The 2,652-nt window shown below is 36.1% G+C and carries 3 protein-coding genes; all 3 read right to left on the bottom strand.

The window, feature by feature from the left end; genetic code table 11:
- Positions 1–69: 69 nt before the first annotated feature.
- The 3 genes from WOCAOBSORBRA_RS05830 to WOCAOBSORBRA_RS05820 all read right to left on the bottom strand — a co-directional run bounded on the left by WOCAOBSORBRA_RS05830 (position 70) and on the right by WOCAOBSORBRA_RS05820 (position 2,379).
- Positions 70–1,020: an ankyrin repeat domain-containing protein gene (locus WOCAOBSORBRA_RS05830; protein ID WP_174516137.1), complete on the bottom strand. Its 951-nt coding sequence runs from the start codon at positions 1,018–1,020 to the stop codon at positions 70–72.
- A gap of 336 nt (positions 1,021–1,356) precedes the next feature.
- Positions 1,357–1,998: a fructose-6-phosphate aldolase gene (gene fsa, locus WOCAOBSORBRA_RS05825; protein WP_155968460.1), complete on the bottom strand. Its 642-nt coding sequence runs from the start codon at positions 1,996–1,998 to the stop codon at positions 1,357–1,359.
- Between the two features lie 39 nt (positions 1,999–2,037).
- Positions 2,038–2,379 (bottom strand): hypothetical protein, encoded by a 342-nt coding sequence (locus WOCAOBSORBRA_RS05820; protein WP_174516136.1) that lies wholly within the window; start codon positions 2,377–2,379, stop codon positions 2,038–2,040.
- Positions 2,380–2,652: the final 273 nt, after the last annotated feature.

Raw genomic sequence — 2,652 nt, 5'->3', positions numbered from 1 at the left:
TAAATCCACACTATACGCCATTATAACTCAAATAGCTTATTATACCTTTATCATTTACTTTGGGAAGTACTATAGTGGAACTACAACAGCAGATATAACACCAACAGTAATTCCTGCTGTTATAGCTTTAGGTCTATGAATAAATGATGGATCTGCACCATAATTTAGTAGAAGTTTTGCTACTTTTGGATGTTGATAATTTAGTCTTGGATATTCACCATGAGTGTAATAAACAGCATAATATAAAGGAGTCCTTCCGTCTTTATCTTGTACATCAACACCTGCCCCTCCTTTTAATAGAGCCTCTGCTATTTGTGTATACCCGTTCTCAGCAGTATAATGCAAAGGAGTTTTTCCATCTTTGCCTTGTAGATTAACATCTGCTCCTTTTTCTAGCAAAACTTCTACTACTTGTGTGTGCCCATGTCTGGCAGCATAATGCAAAGGAGTTCTTCCTTTTTTATCTTGCGCATTAACATCTGTCCTTCCTTCTTTTAGTAGGATTTCCACCATTTGTACATATCCACACTCAGCAGTATGATGCAAAGGAGTAAATCCACATCCATTTTGTACATTAGTAGCTCCTGCCCTTAACAGAAGCCTTACCATTTCTATCTTATTCCCAAGGTGAACAGCATAATCTAAGGGAGTGAATCCCTTTCGGTCCTGCATGCTAACGTCTGCTTTTTCTGCAAGTAAGATTTCCGCTACTTGTGTATGTCCGTGCTGAGCAGCACAATGCAAAGGAAAGCCGTCATTAATATCAAAACCATTTGCCACCAAATGCTCTGCTAATTTTGCACAATTAAATTTAGCTGCGAATTGTAGTAAATCACCACATGGAAATTTCTTTAGATCAAAATTATTTTTTTCCCACCGTTTAAGAAATTTTTCTATAGTTCCTAAATTTCTTTCATTGGACTTAGCCTCTATTTCAGCTTTTATTTTATCGGCTATATTATCCTTGTTCAGGTTTTGGCTACAATTGACTGCTATTAGTATTTGACCTAACCCCTGCATTTTTTTCTCCAAGATATAAAATTTTATTATGGCATATGAAGTGGATTATGTCAATGAAAACCTAAGAAACTGGTTCTTCTTTTTTTCTATAGCTTTAGGTTTACCTACAATTTGAAAAACAACAAATTCGTCATTCCGCTACTCGTTAGCGCCTCGGCGGTATGATGTAGGGAAACCTTTCTTGGGTTAGCTATAAAGTTAAAATTCGACCAGGGCAGCCGCAATAAGGTAGCAAACGCCATCATGTCTTTAGGAGAGTTTGCTAATGAAGGCTCTTAAGTTGACGCCATTGCCTGAACGGATACGCCAATTTTTATGTTCATTTGTAACCGTTTATTATTTTACACCCCAGTCTTTTTCAAATATTGCTAGCCCTTGGTCAGTAAGTGGGTGATTAATTAATTGTCTAAGTACTTTTGCTGGCACAGTAATTGAATCAGCACCAAGCCTTGCAGCTTCTATTACATGCGCTGGGCTTCTCACTGATGCAACAAGAACTTTAGTATCAAAACCGTAATTAGAATATATAGTACATATATCTTCTATTAGCGATAAGCCATCATAGCTTATATCATCAAGGCGACCAACAAAGGGGGAAATAAAACAAGCACCGACCTTAGCGGCAAGCAGTGCTTGTCCAGGAGAAAAACATAATGTGATGTTAACAGGTATTTTATGCTCTGTCCATAACTTTTTACAAGAAATTAATCCTTCATGTATAAGAGGTAATTTGATCACAACATTATCAGCAATTTTTGCTAAATTCAGACCTTCTGTGATCATCTCTTCATGGCTATCTGCAACAACTTCAACACTAACAGGCCCTTTTATAATAGAGCATATTTCACGCACTAAATCCTCGTATTTATCTTTACGCCCGGACTTTGCTATTAAAGAAGGATTAGTTGTTATGCCGTCAATGAACTCCTTTAGTTCTTTAATTTCATTTAAATCAACGCTATCAAGAAAAATTTCCATATTAATCTCCTATAAAAAAAATACCCTTGCAAAATCTTGTCATCCTACCGCTTGACTTACAACCGTATGAACTTCCTGCGTTGTAAACATCAAATGGCCGATAACACAACTGTACAAATATTGAGACATAAGAGTAATTTGTACCAAGAAAAAAGATGTCATCCCAGTGCCCAGACCCCTTAGACAATGTACCATCTTTTGATTTTGTCCATTCTGGGCGGGGTTTTCAAGTTCTTTGATCTTAAATACTACATCTACTTTATCAAGATCAATGTTGACTTCTTTTACTAATGTCCTAATAAGACTACGTTTGGCTTGCCAATCTAGGTCCGATTTAACACTAGAATAAAAGCCCTTTATGCTATTTGTAATAAGATTCATTTTCTGCCGTATTCCCTTTTACCTTTTTCTTCTCTCCTTTAATCTCTTTTAAACGTTACTTCATTTTTTTTATTGCCTGCTTAAAGTCTTCCTTACTTATAGTTAGTGCATACTTTGTTGCCGTAAAAACTTCTGGTACCCAAACAATTGTAATAAGTATACACAATCTTTGTCAACTATTTTCGGCACTGGTATATTGACCTTACCCAGAAAAAGTGGAGAGAAAGAAAGGAGTTTTTTCGGGTAAAATAAAATTTTGGAGGATTAGAAATG

The organism is Wolbachia endosymbiont of Cardiocondyla obscurior, assembly GCF_902713635.1.
Classification (GTDB): Bacteria; Pseudomonadota; Alphaproteobacteria; order Rickettsiales; family Anaplasmataceae; genus Wolbachia; species Wolbachia pipientis.
This window is presented reverse-complemented; position numbering and strand designations above follow the sequence as displayed.

Bases quoted from the DNA above. Each gene is read 5' to 3' on its own strand.
- WOCAOBSORBRA_RS05820 (WP_174516136.1), bottom strand. From the start codon at position 2,379: ATGAATCTTATTACAAATAGCATAAAGGGCTTTTATTCTAGTGTTAAA.
- fsa (WP_155968460.1), bottom strand. From the start codon at position 1,998: ATGGAAATTTTTCTTGATAGCGTTGATTTAAATGAAATTAAAGAACTA.
- WOCAOBSORBRA_RS05830 (WP_174516137.1), bottom strand. From the start codon at position 1,020: ATGCAGGGGTTAGGTCAAATACTAATAGCAGTCAATTGTAGCCAAAAC.